The following is a 20,040-nucleotide window of genomic DNA, read 5'->3' on the forward strand; positions in this document are numbered from 1 at the left end:
ACGACCCGCAGCCTGCATGGATACCACACCCACAGAAGGAAGCTGGACCATGACCAAATTCAAGTTCCCGTCAGCCTACACGATACTGTTTGTGCTGATCGCCCTGGTGGCCGCCCTGAGCTGGATAGTGCCGGCCGGCAAATACGAGATGACCATGAACGAGGCCCTCGGCAAGGAAGTGCCGGTGGCCGGTACCTACAAACTGGTGGATGCCAATCCCCAGGGGATCGTCGACGTGCTGCTGGCACCCATCGACGGTCTCTACAACCACGACACCTATGAGGCTGGCGCCATCGACGTCTCCCTCTTCATCCTGATCATCGGTGGCTTCCTTGGCATCGTGACCAAGACAGGTGCCATCGATGCGGGTATCGAGCGCGTCACCGATCGCCTGCGTGGCCGTGAAGAGTGGATGATCCCCATCCTGATGGCGCTGTTCGCCGCAGGGGGCACCATCTACGGCATGGCGGAAGAGTCTCTGCCGTTCTACACCCTGCTGGTGCCGGTGATGATGGCGGCCCGCTTCGACCCCGTGGTCGCTGCCGCGACCGTGCTGCTGGGGGCCGGTATCGGTACCCTGGGCTCCACCATCAACCCGTTCGCCACCGTGATCGCCGCCAACGCGGCCGGCATCTCCTTCACCGACGGCATCTGGTTGCGGGTCGCCATGCTGGTGGCCGGCTGGCTGATCTGCGTGGCCTATGTGATGCGTTACGCCAAGATGGTGCGAAGCGATCCCAGCAAGTCCCTGGTGGCCGACAAGTGGGAAGAGAACCGTGCCCACTTCCTCGGCAACAAGAGCGACCAGATGCTGGAGTTCACCACCACCCGCAAGATCGTGCTGGGTATCTTCGTCGCCGCCTTTGCCGTGATGATCTACGGGGTGGCCGTGCTGGGCTGGTGGATGGCGCAGATCTCCGGCGTGTTCCTGGCTGCCGCCATCATCGTCGGCGTCATCTCCCGCATGAGCGAAGAAGAGCTGACCTCCAACTTCATCGACGGTGCCCGCGATCTGCTCGGCGTGGCCCTCATCATCGGTATCGCCCGCGGTATCGTGGTGGTGATGGACAACGGCATGATCACCCACACCATTTTGCACAGCGCAGAGGGGATAGTGACCGGCCTCTCCACCATCGTCTTCATCAACGTGATGTTCGTGCTGGAAGTGGTGCTCTCCTTCCTGGTGCCCTCTTCCTCCGGTCTGGCGGTGCTGACCATGCCGATCATGGCGCCGCTCGCCGACTTCGCCAACGTGGGCCGCGAGCTGGTGGTCACCGCCTACCAGTCCGCCTCCGGTCTGGTGAACCTGGTGACCCCTACCTCCGCCGTGGTCATGGGGGGCTGGCCATTGCCAAGGTGCCCTATGTGCGCTGGCTGAAGTGGGTGGCCCCGCTGCTCGGCATGCTGACCGTGCTGATCGTGCTCTGCCTGAGCCTGGGCGCCGTGCTGGCATGAATGCCGACAGACATAGGGACAACAACGGGAGCCTGGGGCTCCCGTTTTTTATGGCTGGCAAGGCGGGGCGCCCGGGCTCTCCCGTGGTCTGGCTCCTTGCCGCGCGGGCAACAAAAAGGCGACCCCGGGGTCGCCTTCTGGCATCCAGCAGGGGTCAGCGGGCGTTTTCCAGGGTGCGCACCACGGCGGCGTGAGCCTGGCGGGTTCGGCTGATGTGGCGCGGGGCGATCAGTACCACGTCGTTGCCGGCCACGGCCCCCAGGATCTCGGGATTGGCGTTGCGATCCAGCAGGCGAGCCACCACGGTAGCGGCCCCCGGGGTGGTATGCACCAGTACCATCTGCTGGTTGTGGACCACGGCGCGCACCATGTCGTGGATGGAGCGGGTGCTGCCGGCGGGCTCCAGCTGCTCGTCCACCAGGGTGTAGACCTTCTTGCCGTTGGCGTTCTGGGCCTTGGCGACCCCGAGACGGCGCAGCAGGCGGGAGATGGTGGACTGGCTGATGTCCGCAAAACCGCGGGCGGAGAGCTCGCGGCGGATCTCCTCCTGGGTGCTGTAACAGTGCTGGCCGATGATCTGGCGGCAGGCGTCGAGCTGGGCCAGGTCGGACTCTGGTTCTGCTGGGCGGCTGAGGGTGTTGACCATGGCGACTTCCTTTGGCGATGAGCGATGGCGGTCTCGCCCAGTCTGTCGTTCCGGCTTTTCATAGCGAAAAACACTAATGAGGAGCACTCAAGCAGGGGATGAGCGAGGTATATCCATTACGGGATGGCAAATTATAACCAAAGGGGGAATAAGTGATGTGACAGGGTTCAAAAATGGGCCCGATGGGGCCCACATGGATATCCTTTGTCGGCAGGAAATCAGTAGCGTTCGCTGACGATGTCCTGGGTGAAGGACTTCTCGCAGTATTTGCACTTCATCCGCACCGCCCCTTTCACCTCGCGCACCCGGAAGTAGCTCTCCACCGGTTCGTTGTGGGAGATGCAGTTGGAGTTGGGGCAGTGGAAGACCCCTTCGATGAACTCCGGCAGCGCCAGTTGGTGCTTCTTCACCACCACGAAGTCTTCGATGATGTTGACGGTCGCCTTGGGGGCGAACAGGGCGAGCTGGTTGGCCTGCTGCTCGGTCAGACGGGTGTTCTCGATCTTGATGAGATCCTTCTTGCCGAGGGCGCCGGATTTGAGGTTGAAGCCGACGGTGATCCGCTCCTGGGTCTCGATCAGCTGGAACAGCTTGAGGATCTTGATGCCCTGGCCGGCGGGGACGTGGTCGATGACGGAGCCGTGGCGGATGGCTTCGACTTGCAGTTGGTTCTTCTCGGACATGATGTTCCCCTTTCCCTTAGACGGTTTCGTTCAGTACCAGTGCCAGCAGTGCCTGGCGGGCATAGACCCCGTTCTCCGCCTGCTGGAAGTAGTAGGCGTGGGGGGTCTTGTCGACGGCGACCTCGATCTCGTCAACCCGGGGCAGGGGATGGAGGATCTTCATGGTGGGCTTGGCCCCTTCCAGGGTCGCCAGCTCCAGCACGAACTTGGCGGCCATGTGCTTGTACTCGGTCTCGTCGAAGCGCTCCTTCTGGACGCGGGTCATGTAGAGGATGTCGAGCTCCGGCATCACCTCTTCCATGGTCTCGTGCACGCTGAAGCGGATGCCCTTCTCTTCCAGCTCCTCGCAGAGGTAGTCCGGCATGGCCAGCGCCTCCGGGGAGATGAAGAAGAAGCGGCAGTTGAACAGGCTCAGGGCCTGGGCCAGGGAGTGGACGGTGCGGCCGTACTTCAGGTCACCGACGAAGGCGACGTTGAGGCCGTCCAGCTTGCCTTGGGTCTCGTGGATGGAGAAGAGGTCGAGCAGGGTCTGGGTGGGATGCTGGTTGGAGCCGTCACCGCCGTTGATGACCGGCACCCGGGAGAACTCGGAGGCCAGACGGGCTGCCCCTTCCTTGGGGTGGCGCATCACCACCGCATCGGTGTAGGAGCTGATGATCTTGATGGAGTCGGCCAGAGTCTCGCCCTTCTTGGCGCTGGTGTTGCCGCCGTCGGCGAAGCCGATGATGTTGCCGCCCAGGCGCTGGACCGCGGTCTCGAAGGAGAGACGGGTGCGGGTGGAGGCTTCGAAGAAGCAACTGGCGACCAGCTTGTCTTTCAGCAGGCGGCTGTCGGGTTCGGCCTTCAACCGCTGTGCGGTGGCGACCACCAGTTCCATGTCGGACCGGGTCAGATCCGAGATGGAGATGACGTGTTTGTTATAGAGTGGATTGGTCATCGTCTGCATTCCCTTTGGCATCAATGAAGGTTTTTCCGGCACAAAAAAAAGCCCCTGAAACAGGGGCTCTTTTCAAAAAAAACGGGGGATCTGTGGGACGGGAACCGGAAACAACGGGGCCGCTCTGGTGCGCTCCACCCGTCTGCAAGGCTGCTTTTTTCATCAAAAACGGCATTGTCCTGTCCCGACCTTTTTCAAAACCGCACCGATTATAGGGCTGGTTTTTGAATTGTCAAAAATTTATTTCAGAGGCAGGATTTGCCCAGAAAAACGTTTAAGTGTCGCGAACGGGTCGACAAATCCAGAGTGCGTGCTGCGCCTGCAAAGGAGCGCCATCGGCGGCCATGCTGCGCAGGTAGCCGAGCCTGTGGTGCCCCTCCAGCAGGCAGTAGGGATGGGGCAGGGGGTGACCGTCCGGGTAGCAGGTTCCCGGGGCGGTGGCGAGGACGATGACAGGCTCGGACCAGGTGCCCCGGTGCAGCATGTCATCGCCGAGCCAGGAGCGGCGCACGTAGCGGTTGCTGCGCAGCATCTCGCCCCAGCGATCGATCACCTCCATGTGGCGGGAGTCTATCTGCTCGATAATCTGGGCGGTGGGCCAGTGCTCGCACTCGAACTGATGGCTGGCGAGATCGATAAAGCTCCAGTTGGATTCAAAACCGCGCCAATGACGGTAAATCCACTGGGCGAGCACATTGGAGGGAATGGAGGGCACCAGGGGAGAGACTCTGTCCAGATAGTCGGCCAGGGTCTCCGTCTTGCGCTCATCCCGGAAGTTGAGGGGCGCAAGCTGTTGCAGCAGTCGGTAATTGAGCATGGGCAGCCTCCCTGAGCCTGGTTTCACCCTACCCCCATTTGTGTCCCATTCCTACCCCGTCGGGGCTGCAAATACAGCAGCTTACCCCCGCTCCTTGTTGGAATTGCGGGGATCTGGTCGTCATTTGTTCGATCGCATCGAAAGTGAGAAAAAAAGCCTTTACCTTTGACCTCCGCTTTGTATACTACGCCTCGTTTGTTGCAGGGGCGTAGTTCCAATTGGTAGAACAGCGGTCTCCAAAACCGATGGTTGCGGGTTCGAGTCCTGCCGCCCCTGCCATTTTTCAGAAAGGCCAGCTCATTGAGCTGGCCTTTCGCATTTCCGGCGTTTGCCACCGCCTCCGTTAGCCTCTTTTTCCCCGCTTCGCCGCTGCCATTTCTGCCAATGGAGGCCGCTTTTCCCCTGTGCTACACCTTGCTTCCTGCCAGATGGCGCCCTCAGGCGCATCGCATCCGGCGGGCCCAAGGCGCTTCAACAAGGAGAGTGCGATGAACAAGGCAGTGGATACGCGTCCCCCCCATGCCCATGCCGGTGGCTGGGTCCCCCGGGATCAGGCCCATGTGGCGCGCTGGGTACAGCGGCTGCGTCAGGCGGTCACCCGCCAGCCTCGCCCGCTGGTGGCCCCGATCGCCGGATTGAAGGCGCTGGTGGAGCAGGATCCTCTCCTGCATCAGCAGGCCCAGGGGATGTTTGACGAGGCGTGGCAGCACGAGCACAGCACGCCGCTCGGTCAGGTCCAGGTGCGCAGCTTCGATGAGTTCCTGCAGCTGCTCAACGGCATCATGACCACGGCCCCGGAAGCCTATCAGGATGTGCAGACCCAGGAGCCCGCCGGGCTGATCGGATTCCCCATCAATGCCCTGCTCAACTGGCCCATGGCGACGGCCGCCGGGTACGACTTCTTCGCCAATGCGCTGGTGAACCAGCAATTGCGCAAGATCCTCGGTTACTGGGCCGACTTCCTGCAAGGTCCCGCGTCCCGTTATGTGCTGACCGAGTCGGTGAGCCCCCTGGATCGCCAGACCCTGATCGTCCCCTGGCTGGGTGACGTGGCGAAACGGGAGATGGTCAAGGTGGCGCAGGGGGCGCTCGGGGCCGGCGACAACCCCACCCCTGAGCGCTTCGAGGGGATCTTCCACACCGCGCCGGGAGAGGAATACGAGGGCTTCGCCAGCTGGGACGACTTCTTCACCCGCCGCTTCTGCCCCGGCGTGCGGCCGGTGACGGCCCCGGACGATGACAGCGTGATCGCCAACGCCTGTGAGTCGGCCCCGCTGCAGGTGGTGACCGGGGTACGGCGGCAGGACGCCTTCTGGCTCAAGGGGCAGCCTTATTCCCTGGACAACCTGCTGGACTTCGACCCGCGCGCCGCCGCGTTCGAGGGGGGCACCCTCTATCAGGCCTTCCTCAGCGCCCTCAGCTATCACCGCTGGCACAGCCCGGTGAGCGGCACGGTGCGCTCGGTCAAGGTGGTCAACGGCAGCTACTACCTGGCCAACCGCCACCAGGGTTTCGACAGCCCGGCGGGGCCCGATCCCAGCGCCCCGAACCAGTCCCAACCCTTCCTGACCGCGGTGGCGACCCGTGCACTCATCTTCATCGAGGCGGACAACCCCAGGATCGGCCTGATGTGCGTGGTGCCGGTGGGCATGGCGGAGGTGTCGAGCTGCGAGGTGACGGTGCAGCCGGGGCAGCGGATCGCGAAGGGGGAGCAGCTCGGCATGTTCCACTTCGGCGGCTCCACCCACTGCCTGCTGTTTCGCCCCGGTGTCGAGCTGGCGTTCGACTTCTACGGCCAGCAGCCGGGGCTGGAGGCGACCAACCTGAGGATCAACACGGCGCTGGCGCGGGTCAAATAACCCAGCCGCCGGACAGTAAAAGGCCGCCCTTGAGGCGGCCTTGTTGTTTGTCCATCAGATGGCGCCGACCTGCGTCTTGAGGGTTTCCACCAGCCGCTGGTGGCGGGCGGGGAGCGGCCATTCGGCACGGTAGATCAGCCAGAGGGTGTCGATCACCTCAATGCTGCTCTGGATCACCCGGATCTGCTCCTGTTGGGCAAAGGCGGTGACGGCGAAGCGGGGCAGCACGGTAAAGCCGAGGCCGCGGGCGACTGGCTCCAGGATCAGGCCGATCTGGTTGGTAAAGCCGCGCAGCGGGATCTCGCCGAAGCGCTGGCCGGGATAGCGTCGTCCCAGCAGGCGCTGAGCCATGCTGCGGCCGTCCGGGTGGTCAATAAAGCCGAGCTGACAGAGGTGCTGCCAGCTCGGCTCCTCGCCGTCGTTGGGTACTACCAGACAGAGGGGTTCGCGGGCGAAGGGCTCGGCGGCTATGCTGGGGTGCTCCGGCGGTTGATCCACCAGTCCCAGATCGCTGCGCCCCGCCAGTACCGCCTGCACTATGTCGGGGGTGGGGGCAAAGCGGTGCTGGATGGTGAGTCCGGGATGCTCCTGTTGCTGATCGAGCAGCAGGGGATAGAGCAGCAGGCCAATGCTGCCGGGGGTGGTGAGGGTGATGGCGCCGCGGTGAGGGTCGTCATCAGAGAGACGGGCTCGCAGCTGTTCGGCGGCCTGCGCCTGCTGGCGGGCGAAGTCGAGCAGCACCAGCCCGCGCGGGGTGAGCTCCAGCTGACGGGGCTTGCGTAGCAGCAGGGGGCCGAATTCGGCCTCGAGGCGCGAGATATGCTGACTGACGGCGGCCTGAGTGAGATCCAGCCGATCGGCGGCACGGGTAAAACTGCCGGTTTCATGCACCACCACCAGGGTGTGGAGCCAGAGTGGATTAACCATAAATTTAATTTATGTATTCCATTAGTTTGACCTTATTTTTCATTATGGCGTCTCTTCCTATCATGTCACCTGTTTCCCACACACAATTTCAAGGTGACTTATGACTTACCCGCGCAACTTCTCCCACATCGGCATCACGGTGACTGACCTCGACAAGGCAGTCGAGTTCTATACCAAGGTGATGGGCTGGTATCTCATCATGCCGGCGACCACCATCACCGAGGATGACTCCGCCATCGGCGTGATGTGCAACGACGTATTTGGCCCGGGCTGGGGCTCTTTCCGCATCGCTCATCTCTCCACCGGCGACAAGATCGGCATCGAGCTGTTCGAGTTCCCCAACAGCGAGCAGCGCGAAAACAACTTCGAATTCTGGAAGACCGGGGTGTTCCACTTCAGCGTGCAGGATCCGGATGTCGAGGGGCTGGCGGCGCGCATCGTCGCAGCGGGTGGCAAGCAGCGGATGCCGGTGCGCGAGTACTATCCGGGCGAGAAGCCCTACCGCATGGTCTACATGGAAGATCCCTTCGGCAACATCATCGAGATCTACAGCCACAGCTATGAGCTGACCTACTCCGCCGGTGCCTATCAGGGGTAAGTGACAGGCCGCCTTCGGGCGGCCTTGTGGTGCCTGCGGGTGTCAGCATGGAATAGTGAACAGTCTGTTGCTGGTAGTGCGTTCTGTTGTTGATATATGAAAAAATATCAGGATTCACTAAAGACCGTTCATCATTGTGCCGATAGAACTACCAAGATGGGGGTATTCCCGGCCCCCGGCTACCACAAGGATTCGTTGTCATGACTCTCTCGTTGCGCGGCAAGCTGCTCGCGGCCAGCCTGGGGGTAGTGCTGCTGATGGCAGCCCTGCTCGGTATTGTCGCCTTCCACACCCTCAAATCCCGCACCCTTGACGCCATCCAGAGCGAGGCGGTCAACTACGGCCACGCCCACTCGGTGGCCATCGGCAACTGGCTTGAGGATCGCAAGCACGCGGTCGACGCCCTGGCCGCCGTCATTGCGCACGACCCCGACACGGCCCTGGTGCCCCACCTGTTGCAGACCCGCACCTCCGGCGGTTTCGGCCTCACCTATTTTGGTTCGGCGCAGGGGGAGATGACCCGCCACGATCCCGCCCTCAACACCGCCAACTATGACCCCAGGGCCCGCCCCTGGTACCAGAACGCCGACAAGGCGGGCAAGCTCATCGTCACGCCGCCCTATGTCAGCGTGACCATGCAGCAGATGGTGGTGACCCTGGCCGAGCCGGTGAGCCACCAGGGCCGGGTGATCGGGGTGGCCGGGGCGGATCTCTCCCTCGACGCCCTCATCGACGAGGTGCTGGCCATGAAGGTGCAGGGAGAGGGCTACGCCATGCTGCTCGATCGCACCGGCCTCATCGTCGGCCACCCGAACAAGGAGCTGGCGCTCAAGCAGGTGGCGGAGCTGGATCCCGGCCTCACCGGGGCGGCGCTGGATGCGTGGAGCCGCGACGGCGAGCTGCACGGCGCCAACCTGAACGGGCGCGAGGTGCTGCTTTCGGTGCAAGGCGTGCCCGGCACCGACTGGCTGCTCGCCATGGTGATGTACAAGGAGGTGCTGGAGGCGCCGCTCGCCTCCCTGTTGTGGCAACTGGTGGGGCTGACCCTGGTACTGCTGCTGGTGTTCGGTGCCCTACTCATCGCCATGTTCAACTACCTGTTCGCGGATCTGGGACGGGTCTCCAGGGCGCTCGCCGACATCGCCCACGGGGAGGGGGATCTCACGGTGCAGATCGCCACCCGCAGCCAGGATGAGGTGGGGCAGCTGGCCCAGAACTTCAACCAGTTCGTGGCGCGACTGCACGGCATCGTCAGCCGGTTGCGGGACGTCACCGTCGAGCTGGCGGCCCAGTCCCGCACCCAGGCGGCGGGGGCCGAGGCCCGCAGCCAGCGGGTGCGCCAGCAGCAGGACGAGATCGTCATGGTGGCCACCGCGGTGACCGAGATGGCCTCCGCCACCCAGGAGATCGCCGGCAACGCCGAGTTTGCCGCCAACACCGCCGGTGATGCGGTGCGCCTCGCGGTGGCCGGCCAGTCCCAGGTCGGCCAGAGCCAGCGCAGCATCACGGGGCTGGCGGGGGAGGTCTCCGACGCCAGCCAGACCATCCACGAGCTGGATGGCCACGCCCAGCAGATCAGCGGCATTCTGGCCACCATCAGCGGCATCGCCGAGCAGACCAACCTGCTGGCCCTGAACGCCGCCATCGAGGCGGCCCGGGCCGGGGAGCAGGGGCGCGGCTTTGCTGTGGTAGCGGACGAGGTGCGGGTGCTGTCGCGCCGCACCCACGACTCCACCGCCGAGATCCAGCAGATGATCGAGGCGCTGCAGCAGACCACCCGCAAGGCGGTGGGCGGCATGGAGACCAGCCGCCAGCTGGCGGGCACCAGCGTGGAGGACGCCGAAGCGGCGAATCTCAGCCTGGGCAGGATCAACGAGGCCATCGGCGCCATCAGCGACATGGCGACCCAGATCGCGGCGGCGGCCGAGGAGCAGACCTCGGTGACCGGCGAGATCAGCCGCAACACCGAGAATATCCGCCACGTCTCCCAGGCGCTGGCGGCCCAGGCCGGCGAAGAGGCCGCCCAGGCGGCCCAGCTCAAGTCTCTCACCGAGCGGCTGGAGCAGGAGATCGGGCGCTTCCGGCTCTAGGCTGAGACCCGGATGTGACAAAGGCGACCCCGGGGTCGCCTTTATTCATCCTGTGTATGGATATTATTTCGCCATGCACCCGCTGAATAATATCGGGTCCTGGCCCTGCAACGGGCGCAGGCAGAGGCTCAGAGAGGTTTGATGTAGCTGTAGAACTCGTTGTCCCGCTGGTAGCCGTGCCCTTCGTAGAGGGCCTGAGCCTGCCGGTTGTCGGTGGCGGTGCTCAGCATCAGGAAGGCGGCGCCCGTGTCCTGGCCGTGGCGATCGGCCCGCGCCAGCAGCGCCTGGGCCACCCCCTGCTGGCGGGCCGCCGGCGCCACGAACAGATCGTACAGCAGCCAGATGGGTTTCAGGGCGAGGGAGCAGAACAGGGGATAGAGGTGGGCAAATCCCAGCACCTCTCCCGCCTCGCTCTGGGCCACGAAGAGCACCGACTCCCCGGCGGTGCAGCGCTCCAGCAGGAAGGCTTCGGCGGCCTCGGGCCGGGCAGGCAGCTGGTAGAACGCCCGGTATTCCACGAACAGGGGGGTGACCCGGGGAATGTCCCCGGGGGTGGCCTGGAAGATCCTCATGGGGCGTTCCCCGCCGGATCCTGGCTGACCCAGATCAGCAGGTCGGTGGCAAAGCCGAGCCCCCGGGCCCGCTCGACCAGGGCCTCTACCTTCTCTTTGGGGGGATGGGGCGTGCGGGAGAGGATCCAGAGGTACTGGAGGTTGTAACTGCTCACCAGGGAGAGCTCATAGTCCGTCGCCAGCACGTTGTAGCTGCCGTAGAAGGGGCCGAAGAAGCTCACCTTGAGGCGCCCCTCGTCGCTGTCGCCCACGAAGTAGGCGCGCCCCTCGGCCTCGCGCCATTCCCCCTGTCCGTCCTGCCCCCGGTTGATCACCCTGACACCGCCGTCATCCCGCAGGCTGTAGGTGGCGGTGACCCGGTTCAGGCCGCGCTCGAAACCGTGATCGAGGCGGGCGATTTCGTACCAGGTGCCGAGGTAGCGGTCGAGCTGGAAGGGCTTGACCACCTGGTGTCCCGGTGGAATGCCGGTGCAGGCGGTGGCCAGCAGGGTCAGAACGAGCAGGATCAGTGTGCGCATGTCATCCCTCCACGATACGCAGTTGTCCCGAGCGGAAGCGTGCCGCGTGTTCGCTCGGGGTGTTGCCAAAGAAGCGTTTGTATTCGCGGCTGAACTGGGAGCCGCTCTCGTAGCCTACCTTGTCCGCCGCCACCCCGGCCTTGAGGCCGTCGTGCAGCATCATCAGCCGCGCCCGGTGCAGGCGCAGGGTCTTGATGTACTGCAGGGGCGAGGTGGCGGTGGCCGCCTTGAAGTGGTGGTGGAAGGCCGAGACGCTCATGTTCGCCTCCCGGGCCAGCTCCTCCACCGTCAGGTTCTCGGTAAAGCGCTGCTCCATGATACGCAGCACCCGGGCTATCTGGCTCACCTGGCTGTGACGGCTGGCCATGGCCAGCAGGGCGGGGGCCCCCCTTCGTGCAGGGCGTGGAACAGGATCTCGCGCACGATCTGGGGCCCCAGCACCCGGGCGTGGAGCGGCTTGTCCATCACGTCGATGAGGCGCTCCACCGCGCAGAGCGTGGTCTCGGAGAGGGGCACGGAGACGACGCCGCGACCCGGTTCCGCCGGGGCGGGGGCCGCGTCCCCCATCTCCAGCAGCAGGGCCTGCAGCGCCGCCACGTCGATCTCCACCGAGAGCCCCACCAGGGGGGATTCGGGGGAGGCGAAGCACTCGCACTCGCAGGGCAGCGGCAGGGTCATCATCAGGTAGTGCTCGGGGTCGTAGCGGAAGGTGAAGTCCGAGAGATAGCCCACCTTGTGCCCCTGCAGGATGATGATCATGCGCGGGCGGTAGAGCACCGGGATGCGGTCGTGATGCTCCGTGGTGTAGATGAGGTGCACGCCGGGCACGGGGGCGGCGGTGATCCCCGGGTGGGGTGCCAGGGCGGCGAGTCGGCTGGCGAGGGCGGACTGGTGGGTCGCCGCGATGGGCTGATTTGTACTCATTTATCCAGGCTCAGTAGAAATAGGCAAGAAATCGGCAGAAAGCTCCCTTGATGGTAGGAGGTTATAAGAGAAAAATGCAACCCATACCTTACCGACTACGACCACCCCGGGAGATCCCATGAACAACTTCATCCTGCACACCCCCACCAAGGTGCTGTTCGGCAAGGGCCAGGTGGCCCAGCTGCGCGGCCAGATCCCCAGCGACGCCCGCATCCTCGTCACCTACGGCGGTGGCAGCGTGGTGCGCAGCGGCCTGCTGGACCAGATCCGCAGCGAGCTGGCCGGCCTGACCCTGTTTGAATTTGGCGGCATCGAGCCCAACCCCACCTATGAAACCCTGATGGGCGCCGTCGAACTGGCCCGCGCCGAGAAGGTCGACTTCCTGCTGGCAGTGGGCGGCGGCTCCGTGCTGGACGGCTCCAAGTTCATCGCCGCGGCCGCTCACTACGATCCGGCCAGGGATCCCTGGCACATCCTCGAGACCGTCGGGGGCGAGGTGGCCTCCGCCATTCCTCTGGGCAGCGTGCTGACCCTGCCGGCCACCGGTTCCGAGATGAACATGGGCGCCGTCATCACCCGCAAGAGCACAGGGGACAAGCAGCACTTCTTCTCTCCCTTCGTGATGCCGCGTTTCGCCGTGCTCGACCCCGTGCTCACCTACACCCTGCCCGCCCGTCAGGTGGCCAATGGGGTGGTGGATGCCTTCATCCACACCCTGGAGCAGTACCTCACCTACCCGGTGGATGCCAAGGTGCAGGATCGCTTCGCAGAAGGGCTGCTGCTGACCCTGGCGGAAGAGGGGCCCAAGGCGCTGGTGGAGCCGGAAAACTACGACGTGCGTGCCAACATCATGTGGAGCGCCACCCTGGCGCTGAACGGCCTGATCGGAGCCGGCGTGCCCCAGGACTGGGCCACCCACATGCTGGGCCACGAGATCACCGCCCTGCACGGTCTGGACCACGCCCAGACCCTGGCGGTGGTGCTGCCCGCCCTGCTGCAGGCCAAGCGCGAGCAGAAGCGCGCCAAGCTGCTGCAATACGCCGATCGGGTCTGGGATCTGCGCAGCGGCAGTGACGAGGCGCGTATCGACGGTGCCATCGCCGCCACCCGCGACTTCTTCGAGCGGATGGGGATCAAGACCCGGCTGCGGGATTACGTGGCCGACGCCCGGATCGACGCCCTGCTGGCCAAGCTCGAAGAGCACGGCATGACCGCTCTGGGTGAGCACGGCGACATCGACCTGGCCCAGAGCCGGCATATTTATGAGGCGGCCTGGTAAGCAGAGCGCGCCTGAAACGGGCCCAAGGCCCGGTTGCACCAGGGGGCCCGAACCCGCCAGCAGGCGGGGACGCGGCCCCCTAATCGTTGCAAAATGGTTACTTTTTCCCTTTTCATCTCATCAGATGAGCCAACGGCAGATTTCGTAAGAACAAAAAACGCTAAGGTAGAGGCCGGGTTAAACATTTTTTTTGACTGGTTGGATCACTTTTTTTAGCGCTTTTTGCTGGTATAAGCCCCTAATTTGGTTTGTTTTTTTTAATCATGGTCCGGGATGGGCTGAATTCTGTACCCGCCCGCCCGGGGCCGTGGTTGTAATAAAACTCCAAAATTTGATACTAATCACCCTCGCGCCTGAAAAGCGGGGGCCTGACCGTGACAGGAGGTCGAGGTGAAGCCTGCTGATTTTCATAACAAAGGGCCCGTGACCTGCACTTTGATCATGCCTTGTCCCCTCAGACATGAGAGACTTGGCGATGATTGTTTATTAACCATCAGGGAATAGTCATGCAGATTGGAATACCGAGAGAGAGTCTCGCCGGTGAGACCCGGGTCGCAGCGACCCCGGCCACTGTCGAGCAGCTGAAAAAGCTCGGCTTCGAGGTTGCCATCGAGGCCGGTGCCGGCCTGCGAGCCAGCTTCGATGATGCCGCCTTCGAGGCTGCCGGTGCCAGCGTGGTACCGAACGTCTGGCAAGCCGACCTTGTCTTCAAGGTCAACGCGCCGACCGAGGCCGAAATCGCACAAATTAAGGATGGTGCCACCCTGGTGAGCTTCATCTGGCCCGCCCAGAACCCCGAGCTGGTCAAGAAGCTTTCCGAGCGCAACATCAATGTGATGGCGATGGACATGGTGCCGCGGATCTCCCGTGCCCAGTCCCTCGACGCCCTCTCTTCCATGGCCAACATCGGTGGCTATCGCGCCGTCGTAGAAGCCGCGCACCAGTTCGGTCGCTTCTTCACCGGCCAGATCACCGCCGCCGGTAAAGTACCGCCCGCCAAGGTGCTGGTCATCGGTGCCGGTGTGGCCGGTCTGGCCGCCATCGGGACCGCCGGTTCCCTCGGTGCCATCGTGCGTGCCTTCGATACCCGTCTGGAAGTGGCCGAGCAGATCGAGTCCATGGGTGGGGAATTCCTCAAGCTGGACTTCGGCGGCGAAGATGGCGCATCCAGCGACGGTTACGCCAAGGTGATGAGCGAAGAGTTCATCAAGGCCGAGATGGAGCTGTTCGCCCAGCAGGCCAAGGAAGTGGACATCATCATCACTACCGCCCTGATCCCGGGCAAGCCGGCACCCAAGCTCATCACCAAGGAAATGGTGGACAGCATGAAGCCGGGCTCCGTCATCGTGGACATGGCGGCCCAGGCCGGCGGCAACTGCGAATACACGGTTCCGGGTGAACTGCATGTCACCGACAACGGCGTCAAGGTGATCGGTTACACCGATCTGCCGGGCCGCCTGCCTGCCCAATCCTCCCAGCTCTACGGCACCAACCTGGTGAACCTGATGAAGCTGATGTGCAAGGAGAAGGACGGCAACGTCGCCATCGACTTCGAAGACGTGGTACAGCGCAACATGACGGTGGTCCAGGCCGGTGAAGTGACCTTCCCGCCCCCCGCCATCTCCGTCTCTGCCGCCCCGCAGAAACCTGCTGCCGCCAAACCGGCCGCCAAGAAGGAAGAGGCCAAGCCCTCCAACAAGAAGTTCGTGTTCGGTGCCCTCGGCATCGCCGCCTTCGGTTGGGTGGCCGCTGTGGCGCCTGCCGCCTTCCTCTCCCACTTCACCGTCTTCATCCTGGCCTGCGTGGTCGGTTACTACGTGGTGTGGAACGTCTCTCACGCCCTGCACACGCCGTTGATGTCGGTCACCAATGCCATCTCCGGCATCATCGTGGTCGGTGCGCTGTTGCAGATTGGACAAGGGTCGACCCTGGTCACCGTGCTGGCCTTTGTCGCCGTGCTGATTGCCAGTATCAACATCTTCGGTGGCTTCACCGTCACTCAGCGCATGCTGAAGATGTTCCGTAAGGATTAAGGGGGTTTAACGTGTCTCAAGGACTGGTAACAGCATCCTATATCGTTGCCGCCGTGCTCTTCATCCTCAGTCTCGCGGGACTGTCGAAGCAAGAAACGGCCAAGCATGGCAACCTGTTCGGTATCGCGGGGATGGCCATCGCCCTGCTCGCCACCGTCTTCAACCCGGAAACCAGTGGCGTCCACTGGATCATCCTGGCCATGGCCATCGGTGGCGCCATCGGCGTGCGTCTGGCCCTCAAGGTCGAGATGACCGAGATGCCCGAGCTGGTGGCCGTGCTGCACAGCTTCGTGGGCATGGCAGCGGTGCTGGTGGGCTTCAACAGCTTCATCGATCTGCACCCCTCCGCCCCCGCTGAAGTGGTGGTCTCCGTCGGTTCCAACCTGGATGCGACCCTGGCAGCCGCCCGGGCGGCGTTCGAGCAGGCGGCAAGCGTCGCCCAGGTCGAGCACCTCTCCGGCGCCATGCTGAACATCCACCTGGTGGAAGTGTTCCTGGGCGTCTTCATCGGTGCCGTGACCTTCACCGGTTCCGTGGTGGCGTTCGGCAAGCTGCGTGGCCTCATCTCTTCCAAGCCGCTGATGCTGCCGCACCGCCACAAGCTGAACCTGCTGGCCGTGGTGGTCTCCATCGCGCTGATGATCCACTTCGTCAACGCCGGTGGCTCCACCTTCGCCCTGCTGGTGATGACCCTGATCGCCTTCGCCTTCGGCTGGCACCTGGTCGCCTCCATCGGTGGTGCGGACATGCCGGTGGTGGTCTCCATGCTGAACTCCTACTCCGGTTGGGCGGCAGCGGCGGCGGGCTTCATGCTCTCCAATGACCTGCTGATCGTCACCGGTGCCCTGGTGGGTTCCTCCGGTGCCATCCTCTCCTACATCATGTGCAAGGCGATGAACCGCTCCTTCATCTCCGTGATCGCAGGAGGCTTTGGCTCCGACGGCGTGGCCTCCACCGCCGAGCAGGAGCTGGGCGAATACCGCGAGACCAACGCCGAAGACGTGGCCGACATGCTGAAGAACGCCAGCTCCGTCATCATCACCCCGGGCTACGGCATGGCGGTGGCGCAGGCCCAGTACCCGGTGGCCGAGATCACCCAAAAGCTGCGTGATCGCGGCGTCAAGGTGCGCTTCGGCATCCACCCGGTGGCCGGTCGTCTGCCTGGTCACATGAACGTGCTGCTGGCGGAAGCGAAAGTCCCCTATGACATCGTGCTGGAAATGGACGAGATCAACGAAGACTTCGCCGACACCGACGTGGTGCTGGTGATCGGTGCCAACGACACCGTCAACCCGGCCGCCATGGAAGATCCGGGCAGCCCCATCGCCGGCATGCCGGTGCTGGAAGTGTGGAAGGCGCAGAACGTCATCGGCTTCAAGCGCTCCATGAACACTGGCTACGCCGGTGTCCAGAACCCGCTGTTCTTCAAGGAGAACACCCAGATGCTGTTTGGCGATGCCAAGGCCAGCGTCGAGGCCATCCTGAAGGCGCTGTAAGCGTTGACCGGATGAGACAAAAAGGGGGCTTCGGCCTCCTTTTTTTATGACCAGAGTGGATGACCGTGGCAGGGAACAGACAGGCGGTGGTGCCTGACTGTCCGGACTGACGAGCCCTGGCTCAATTAAAGTTGAGCAAAAGCACCAAAAAACCACCTTAAAGGCCTCTCATGGGGCCTTTTTGTCATTTCAGTCGTGATTTTGCTCACATTTTGTGGTGTTGTCTCACCAGTCGGGCATAATGCCCGCGCAAAAAGCGGATTTGCTCAATTTTATTTGAGTCCGCTTTGATTATCCTTGCCCAACGTTGACCGGATGACCCCATGACCGAGGTAGCTCCCTTGCGCGACGCCAGCACACTGACCGATGAAGAGCGCCATCTGATTGCCAGCTTTGAGCCTGCGGTGGCGGCGCTGTCCGCCCTGTTTGGCCCGGGCTGCGAGGTGGTGCTGCACGCCTTTGACAGCCTGCACGCCTCCGTCATCAAGATTGCCAACGGCCACATCACCGGCCGCCAGGAGGGAGCGCCGGTCACCGACTTCGCGCTCGACAAGTTGCACAGTGCCGCCGGCAGCCAGTGGAGCAGCTATTTCTCCCGCACCCGGGAGGGCTCCCTGCTGAAGTCCTCGTCCATCACCATCAGCAACCGCGAGGGCAAACCCATCGGTATGCTGTGCGTGAATTTCAGTCTGGACACGCCCCTTGGCAGCCTGCTCGACACCTTTGCCCCGCCCGCAGTGCCCCCTGCCCACGGCACCGAAACCTTCGCCAGCTCGGTGGATGATCTGGTGGCGCAGGTGATCGCCAAGGTGGACAGGGATCCCGGGCTGGGCAGCAGCGTGCGCAACAAGGCGATCGTGCACCGGCTTTACGACATGGGCATCTTCGAGATCAAGGATGCCGCCCAACTGGTGGCCGAGCTGCTCGGCATCTCCCGCCATACCGTTTACCTGCATATCCGCAATCACAAGGCGGAACTGGCCGAACAACAATGACGAGCCCGCACGCGGGCGTCATGAACATGAGACACATCGCAATGAACGCACAATGGACCGACTTTATTACCCTGCTCAAGCGTGAAGTGGTGCCGGCCCTCGGCTGCACCGAGCCCATGTCGGTCGCCCTGGCGGCGGCCAACTGCCGCAAGCTGCTGGGGCAGGTACCGACTCGCACCCGCGTCTGGGTCAGCGGCAATCTGTTCAAGAACGGCATGGGGGTCGGCGTGCCCGGCACCGGCATGATCGGCCTGCCGGTGGCCGCCGCCGTCGGCATCACCGGTGGCAACCCGGATGCCGGGCTGGAGGTGCTCAAGAGCCTCACGCCGGATCAAGTTGAGGCGGCCAAGGGGCTGCTGCCCACCATAGAGGTGGATGTGAAGGATGTGCCCGACGTGCTCTACGCCGAGGTGCTGGCCGAAGTGGAGGGGCACAGCGCCCGGGTGGTGATCTGTACCGACCACACCCGCATCGTGCTGATGGAGAAGGATGGCGAGGTGCTGATGGTGCAGGACAGCGCCCCCGGGGTGCAGATCCAGCCAGCCAAGGCCGGCAAGCCCGCCATGACCCTGAAGGAGATCGTGGCCTTCGCCCTGGAGGTGCCGCTGGCCGAGATCGACTTCATCCGCGAGGCGGCCACCATGAACCAGGCGCTGGCGGACGAAGGGCTGCAGGGCTATGGCCTGCGCATCGGCAAGATCCTCACCGACCAGGTGGAGCGCAAGCTGCTTTCCGACGATCTGATGACCCTGGCCATGCGTTTGTCGTCTGCCGCCTCCGATGCGCGGATGGATGGCGCCATGCTGCCCGCCATGTCCAACTCCGGTTCCGGCAACCAGGGCATTGCCGCCACCATGCCGGTGGTCGCCGCCGCCCGCTTCCTCAAGGCCGATGACGAGCAGCTGGCCCGTGCTCTGGTGATGAGCCACCTGGTGGCCATCTATATCAAGGCCTACCAGAACAAGCTCTCCGCCCTGTGTGCAGCCAGTACCGCCGCCATGGGATCGGGGGCCGCCATCACCTGGCTGCTGGGAGGCCAGTTCGAGCAGATCAGCCACTGCATCAACAACATGATTGGGGATGTTTCCGGCATCATCTGCGACGGCGCCGGCAGCGCCTGCTCCATGAAGGTCTCCACCTCCACCTCGGCGGCGGTGAAATCCTCGCTGATGGCCATCAACAACCTGCGCGTGCCCCAGAGCGAGGGGATCGTCTCGGACGATGTGGACCAGACCATCGCCAACCTGGGTCGCCTCTCCAGGGAGGGGATGCTGGATACCGACATCGAGATCATCAACATCATGCGGGCCAAGCAGCAGGGTAAGCACCAGTGACCCCGGAGTGCCGCCGTCGGCCATAAAAAAACCGGAGCCAGTGGCTCCGGTTTTTCATTGTCCGTTCGCTACTCAGCCGCGACCGAGACGGTTGTCCGGGTAGTTCTTGGCCAGCACTTCTCGGGCATGCTGGGCCAGGGTCGGCATCTTCAGGGTGTCATAGGCGTTGACCATGATTTCCAGTGCCTTCTCGGTTTCCATCGTGTCGGGATAGGTCTCGACGATCAGCTTGGCGCGGTTGGCTGCGGCGATCAGGGCGTCACGCTTGACGTAGTACTCGGCTACCCCCAGGTCATAGCGGGCAAGACGGTTCTTCAGGCCGATCATGCGGGCACGGGCATCGGCTGCATAGCTGCTGTTGGGGTAGTTCTGCAGCAGGGTCTTGAAGTCCTGGAAGGCCTGACGGGCGTAGGAGGGGTCCTTGTCATCCCGATTGATGCCGAGGAAATCCTGGAAGAAGTTGTAATCCGCCGCCATGTTGGTCAGGCCGCGCATATAGAAGACGTAATCGATGTTCTTGTGCGCCGGGTTCAGGCGGATGAAACGGTCGATGTTGGCGATCGCCTGGGCGGTATCATCCTGCTTGTAGTAGGCATAGATGAGATCGAGCTGAACCTGGTTTGAGTAGGCACCGAACGGGTAACGAGAGTCCAGCGCTTCCAGCAGTTCGATGGCATTGAGGTAGTTGCCGGTATCCAGTTTGATGCGGGCTTTCTGGTACAGAACTTCCGGCGGTTCGTCGGGAACCTTGGGTTTGGTGCTGGAACAGCCAGTGATCAGAGTAGCGACCAAGGCGAGCGACATCAGCAGGTGAGACTTCTTTCCCATCAACAACATCCGGTCCATTTCCACGAAATTGGCAAAGTATCCGTTATGC

General features: G+C 63.3%; 18 protein-coding genes, 1 tRNA gene and 1 pseudogene. 10 read left to right on the top strand and 10 right to left on the bottom strand.

The genetic code is table 11. The annotated features are described in order from the left end of the window. Window positions 1–49: 49 nt before the first annotated feature. Window positions 50–1,455, top strand: a pseudogene (locus tag C2U47_RS11510) (YfcC family protein). Window positions 1,456–1,609: 154 nt separating this feature from the next. On the opposite strand, the gene C2U47_RS11515 reads toward C2U47_RS11510, so the two are convergent. The 4 genes from C2U47_RS11515 to C2U47_RS11530 all read right to left on the bottom strand — a co-directional run bounded on the left by C2U47_RS11515 (window position 1,610) and on the right by C2U47_RS11530 (window position 4,538). Continuing rightward, window positions 1,610–2,101 carry an arginine repressor gene (locus tag C2U47_RS11515; protein WP_039039633.1) on the bottom strand — a complete coding sequence of 164 codons (492 nt, stop codon included), beginning with the start codon at window positions 2,099–2,101 and terminating at the stop codon, window positions 1,610–1,612. A gap of 218 nt (window positions 2,102–2,319) precedes the next feature. Then, window positions 2,320–2,784 carry an aspartate carbamoyltransferase regulatory subunit gene (gene pyrI, locus C2U47_RS11520; protein WP_010676006.1) on the bottom strand — a complete coding sequence of 155 codons (465 nt, stop codon included), beginning with the start codon at window positions 2,782–2,784 and terminating at the stop codon, window positions 2,320–2,322. 16 nt (window positions 2,785–2,800) lie between these two features. Further along, the gene (gene pyrB / locus C2U47_RS11525) at window positions 2,801–3,721 is read right to left on the bottom strand and encodes an aspartate carbamoyltransferase (protein ID WP_010676005.1); all 921 of its coding nucleotides are present in this window, start codon (window positions 3,719–3,721) and stop codon (window positions 2,801–2,803) included. A gap of 274 nt (window positions 3,722–3,995) precedes the next feature. Further along, a complete protein-coding gene (locus C2U47_RS11530; RefSeq protein WP_042015644.1) occupies window positions 3,996–4,538 on the bottom strand; it encodes a hypothetical protein in 543 nt (180 codons plus the stop codon). Between the two features lie 202 nt (window positions 4,539–4,740). Here C2U47_RS11530 and C2U47_RS11535 point away from each other — a divergent pair. Beyond that, window positions 4,741–4,817, top strand: a tRNA-Trp gene (locus C2U47_RS11535). A gap of 209 nt (window positions 4,818–5,026) precedes the next feature. Next, window positions 5,027–6,397 carry a phosphatidylserine decarboxylase family protein gene (locus C2U47_RS11540; RefSeq protein WP_049636045.1) on the top strand — a complete coding sequence of 457 codons (1,371 nt, stop codon included), beginning with the start codon at window positions 5,027–5,029 and terminating at the stop codon, window positions 6,395–6,397. A gap of 54 nt (window positions 6,398–6,451) precedes the next feature. Here C2U47_RS11540 and C2U47_RS11545 read toward each other — a convergent pair whose 3' ends face one another. Then, entirely contained in the window at window positions 6,452–7,324 is an 873-nt protein-coding gene (locus C2U47_RS11545) for a LysR family transcriptional regulator (RefSeq protein WP_049636044.1), read from the bottom strand. A 100-nt stretch (window positions 7,325–7,424) separates the two neighbouring features. Between C2U47_RS11545 and C2U47_RS11550 the strand changes: the two genes are divergently transcribed. Together C2U47_RS11550 and C2U47_RS11555 are read left to right on the top strand one after the other, a co-directional pair. Continuing rightward, a complete protein-coding gene (locus C2U47_RS11550) occupies window positions 7,425–7,922 on the top strand; it encodes a lactoylglutathione lyase family protein (protein WP_041209527.1) in 498 nt (165 codons plus the stop codon). A gap of 200 nt (window positions 7,923–8,122) precedes the next feature. Then, window positions 8,123–10,012 (top strand): methyl-accepting chemotaxis protein, encoded by a 1,890-nt coding sequence (locus tag C2U47_RS11555; RefSeq protein ID WP_102948937.1) that lies wholly within the window; start codon window positions 8,123–8,125, stop codon window positions 10,010–10,012. A gap of 128 nt (window positions 10,013–10,140) precedes the next feature. Here the strand turns inward: C2U47_RS11555 and C2U47_RS11560 are convergent, their stop codons facing one another. From C2U47_RS11560 to C2U47_RS23290, 4 genes are read right to left on the bottom strand one after another with little or no spacing between them, the layout of a single operon-like run. Continuing rightward, window positions 10,141–10,584: a GNAT family N-acetyltransferase gene (locus C2U47_RS11560; RefSeq protein ID WP_049636043.1), complete on the bottom strand. Its 444-nt coding sequence runs from the start codon at window positions 10,582–10,584 to the stop codon at window positions 10,141–10,143. Continuing rightward, window positions 10,581–11,102, bottom strand: coding sequence for a lipocalin family protein (locus C2U47_RS11565; protein ID WP_049636042.1), 522 nt, complete (start codon window positions 11,100–11,102; stop codon window positions 10,581–10,583). Before C2U47_RS11565 ends, C2U47_RS11560 begins: the two co-directional genes overlap by 4 nt. A gap of 1 nt (window position 11,103) precedes the next feature. Continuing rightward, window positions 11,104–11,469 carry a helix-turn-helix domain-containing protein gene (locus tag C2U47_RS23285; protein ID WP_233735811.1) on the bottom strand — a complete coding sequence of 122 codons (366 nt, stop codon included), beginning with the start codon at window positions 11,467–11,469 and terminating at the stop codon, window positions 11,104–11,106. After that, entirely contained in the window at window positions 11,445–12,026 is a 582-nt protein-coding gene (locus tag C2U47_RS23290; RefSeq protein WP_233735812.1) for an AraC family transcriptional regulator, read from the bottom strand. The genes C2U47_RS23285 and C2U47_RS23290 overlap by 25 nt, the downstream gene beginning before the upstream one ends. A 118-nt stretch (window positions 12,027–12,144) precedes the next feature. On the opposite strand from C2U47_RS23290, the gene yqhD reads away from it, so the two are divergent. From yqhD to C2U47_RS11595, 5 genes are all read left to right on the top strand, one after another. Further along, window positions 12,145–13,305, top strand: a complete 1,161-nt coding sequence (gene yqhD, locus C2U47_RS11575; RefSeq protein ID WP_049636040.1) for an alcohol dehydrogenase — start codon at window positions 12,145–12,147, stop codon at window positions 13,303–13,305. Window positions 13,306–13,811: 506 nt separating this feature from the next. Continuing rightward, window positions 13,812–15,338 carry a Re/Si-specific NAD(P)(+) transhydrogenase subunit alpha gene (locus tag C2U47_RS11580; RefSeq protein WP_010675996.1) on the top strand — a complete coding sequence of 509 codons (1,527 nt, stop codon included), beginning with the start codon at window positions 13,812–13,814 and terminating at the stop codon, window positions 15,336–15,338. An 11-nt stretch (window positions 15,339–15,349) separates the two neighbouring features. Then, on the top strand, window positions 15,350–16,834 hold the full coding sequence (gene pntB, locus C2U47_RS11585; protein WP_049636039.1) for a Re/Si-specific NAD(P)(+) transhydrogenase subunit beta: 1,485 nt from the start codon (window positions 15,350–15,352) through the stop codon (window positions 16,832–16,834). Between the two features lie 323 nt (window positions 16,835–17,157). Then, complete coding sequence (locus tag C2U47_RS11590; RefSeq protein ID WP_041211936.1) at window positions 17,158–17,829, top strand: helix-turn-helix transcriptional regulator; 672 nt, start codon at window positions 17,158–17,160, stop codon at window positions 17,827–17,829. 26 nt (window positions 17,830–17,855) lie between these two features. Beyond that, window positions 17,856–19,163 carry an L-cysteine desulfidase family protein gene (locus C2U47_RS11595; protein ID WP_049636093.1) on the top strand — a complete coding sequence of 436 codons (1,308 nt, stop codon included), beginning with the start codon at window positions 17,856–17,858 and terminating at the stop codon, window positions 19,161–19,163. A gap of 72 nt (window positions 19,164–19,235) precedes the next feature. Here C2U47_RS11595 and C2U47_RS11600 read toward each other — a convergent pair whose 3' ends face one another. Next, on the bottom strand, window positions 19,236–19,991 hold the full coding sequence (locus C2U47_RS11600; protein ID WP_029314864.1) for an outer membrane protein assembly factor BamD: 756 nt from the start codon (window positions 19,989–19,991) through the stop codon (window positions 19,236–19,238). Between the last annotated feature and the right edge of the window lie 49 nt (window positions 19,992–20,040).

Origin of the sequence: Aeromonas sp. ASNIH7 (genome assembly GCF_002903485.1) — a bacterium.
Lineage (GTDB): Bacteria > Pseudomonadota > Gammaproteobacteria > Enterobacterales > Aeromonadaceae > Aeromonas > Aeromonas caviae.